Raw genomic sequence first — 2,352 nt, forward strand, 5'->3', positions numbered from 1 at the left:
CAAGGTGCAAATTAAAAAAGGTTACTATAAATTACCCGATTTGTCGGGCAACTCATAATATAAATCATATCAACAATAGAAGCCTTATAACACTGAGATATGAAAGTAATCGGCACTTTCAATGCAAATCCAACTTTATCCCGATAATATAAAAGAATGTCTAAAATCATCATCACAATTCCTATCGGAAGAACCATGTTTATTTTTCTAAAAACACAAATTAACAGCTCAAAGAAAGCGATTATAAGCAACCCTGAAACCAACTGTATAACAAAGGATTTTATCAAAAGTCCCATTTCTATACTACCGATATGTAACTGAAAACATCCCAAAACATCCACTTCTACTACCGCAAATTTGCACAATATTACGCTGTTATATCAATAATTTGATGATACAACAATCCAGGCATTATCCTTTAATTCCTTCTTATAAATATCATATACTAATGCAGCAATGACAACATAAATAATCTCTGAAAAATATACAATCGTCTGTTCTTTAAGAATTAATTGCCAATTTGTAAGACCATATTCGGCCTGATGCAAAAGCAAATACCCCTCATATCTGGTAGATAATGACATTGAAACAACCAAATTAACTAATAATGGAAAAATGCAACATAAAACAGGAATTATCAGTCCTTGCTTTTTTAATTCCGCTCTAATACCTTTCATTTGTTCCCTCCTTAAATATATCAATACTCTTTAAGGTAGGGATTGCACCATACTTTCCTATCAAATAATTCTTCTCATAGCTTTCGTCCTTACGGATACGGGAACCATCCTCATCCACAAAGTCAGCCAATGAGTACAGCGTCGAAACACCTCTGTCATCCTTTTCCACAAACCATATTTCATCACGACGTAACAACTGATTAGACAACTGCCATGTGTCATGAGTTGTAAATACAAGCTGTGCATGATTGGTATTGATTTTCGGATTTAAGAATGAATCATTTTATGGAGAGCATTAATTTTGTAGGTATCCTCTTTTGTTTCTCCATCGTGAGGAATCTTTTCAATCCTAAAGTCCTTGATATGCTCGTCAAAAGATGCAAAGTATTCTACCACCTTCTGCTGAACATCCTTGTTTTCTACAAATCCTTTTGGCAATCTGCGGGACATAAAGAAGTTGGTGAAAGGATCACCAAAGTCAGCAAATTCATTTGCCAAGAACCAATCTCTGATTGCCTTACACTTACCAACTTTCAACTTTGCTCCCAAAGAAATAATAAGTACCTGCTTTTCAAGCTCAATCTGAATATTATCCCTACTGCTCTTTGGGAATCCTGATAAATCCAACTCGTCATCGGAAGTTCCACGATAGAATACAGTACTATACTTTCTGGCAGTCTTTGCCTTAGAGTTGAGCCATTCTTCCGTTACACCTTCCTTGCTAATGCAGAAACCATAATTATATGTTCTCTCTGATTTATCACCCGGTAAAGTAAAATACACTTCAAAGCTGGATTCTGCACTGGCAGATGTGAAATCTCACACAACCTATCGATGATATTAGCATTTTGTGGTTCACCGCTTTTTCATCTATTTAAAAAGGGTCTTATGGAAATATCTTCGTAATATCCTGATACCGATTCACCACCCGGTAAATCTCCACATACTCTTTTCCAATCTTATACAGAACAACATAATTTCCGCAAATCACATATTTATAATCCGTGCGGAAGCTGAACCTCTTAGCAAGATCAGCTCCCATATAGGGAAATTGCTGTATATTCTCAATTCGAGCATATATCTCCTGAATGGTCTTTACTGCCATTTCTTCATTATCTTCCTCAATATACTCTTTAATGTTCTTCAAGTCCTCTGCCACAATAGGATTAATCCGCAATTTCATCATAAGCTATACCCCGACAGATTTCTTCAGTTCATCCAAACTCATCCAAGCACTTTCATCCTTAACTGCTTCTTCTGCTTCCTGCAGTTTCATGAGTAGCTTCTTTTCTGCTTTTTCACGTTCATAGTCCTCAATATCCATAACCACAAACTTGCCTCTACCATTTTTGGTCAAAAACACGGGTTCTCCAACCTGACAATTTTTCAGTACTTCATTATAATTTCTCAAATCTGATACAGGTAATATATTCGGCATAAAATCAACTTCCTTTCCTTGATATAGTTCCTTCATTTATATATATTATACGCAAGAAAGCTGTAAAATTCAACGTTGAGTTTTACAGCTTTCAATTTTAGATATTATAATTCTCGTCCGTACGTAATGTGAAATCCTCGTAAAGTCCTATAATTATCAAGACATTTCACATTAGTATCCTAATAAAAAAGAGTTTGCTTTGCAAACTCTCCGCCTGCGGCGGGGCGCGAAAGCGAC

Annotated in this window: 5 protein-coding genes; all 5 read right to left on the reverse strand. The window is 35.8% G+C overall.

The window, feature by feature from the left end; translation table 11 throughout:
• Nucleotides 1–380: 380 nt before the first annotated feature.
• The 5 genes from ASU35_RS11995 to ASU35_RS12010 all read right to left on the reverse strand — a co-directional run bounded on the left by ASU35_RS11995 (nucleotide 381) and on the right by ASU35_RS12010 (nucleotide 2,115).
• On the reverse strand, nucleotides 381–677 hold the full coding sequence (locus ASU35_RS11995) for a hypothetical protein (protein WP_058353248.1): 297 nt from the start codon (nucleotides 675–677) through the stop codon (nucleotides 381–383).
• Entirely contained in the window at nucleotides 664–885 is a 222-nt protein-coding gene (locus ASU35_RS20275) for an AAA family ATPase (protein WP_242861277.1), read from the reverse strand. Before ASU35_RS20275 ends, ASU35_RS11995 begins: the two co-directional genes overlap by 14 nt.
• 59 nt (nucleotides 886–944) lie before the next feature.
• Entirely contained in the window at nucleotides 945–1,460 is a 516-nt protein-coding gene (locus tag ASU35_RS20280) for a hypothetical protein (RefSeq protein WP_242861278.1), read from the reverse strand.
• A 103-nt stretch (nucleotides 1,461–1,563) separates the two neighbouring features.
• The gene (locus tag ASU35_RS12005) at nucleotides 1,564–1,863 is read right to left on the reverse strand and encodes a type II toxin-antitoxin system RelE/ParE family toxin (protein WP_058353249.1); all 300 of its coding nucleotides are present in this window, start codon (nucleotides 1,861–1,863) and stop codon (nucleotides 1,564–1,566) included.
• 3 nt (nucleotides 1,864–1,866) lie between these two features.
• The gene (locus tag ASU35_RS12010; protein WP_044998442.1) at nucleotides 1,867–2,115 is read right to left on the reverse strand and encodes a type II toxin-antitoxin system prevent-host-death family antitoxin; all 249 of its coding nucleotides are present in this window, start codon (nucleotides 2,113–2,115) and stop codon (nucleotides 1,867–1,869) included.
• Between the last annotated feature and the right edge of the window lie 237 nt (nucleotides 2,116–2,352).

This window comes from Acetivibrio ethanolgignens, from assembly GCF_001461035.1.
Classification (GTDB): domain Bacteria; phylum Bacillota; class Clostridia; order Lachnospirales; family Lachnospiraceae; genus Velocimicrobium; species Velocimicrobium ethanolgignens.

What these genes read in the sequence shown, in the direction of transcription:
- ASU35_RS12010 (WP_044998442.1), bottom strand. Translation starts at nt 2,115, where the DNA reads ATGCCGAATATATTACCTGTATCAGATTTGAGAAATTATAATGAAGTA.
- ASU35_RS12005 (WP_058353249.1), bottom strand. Translation starts at nt 1,863, where the DNA reads ATGATGAAATTGCGGATTAATCCTATTGTGGCAGAGGACTTGAAGAAC.
- ASU35_RS11995 (WP_058353248.1), bottom strand. Translation starts at nt 677, where the DNA reads ATGAAAGGTATTAGAGCGGAATTAAAAAAGCAAGGACTGATAATTCCT.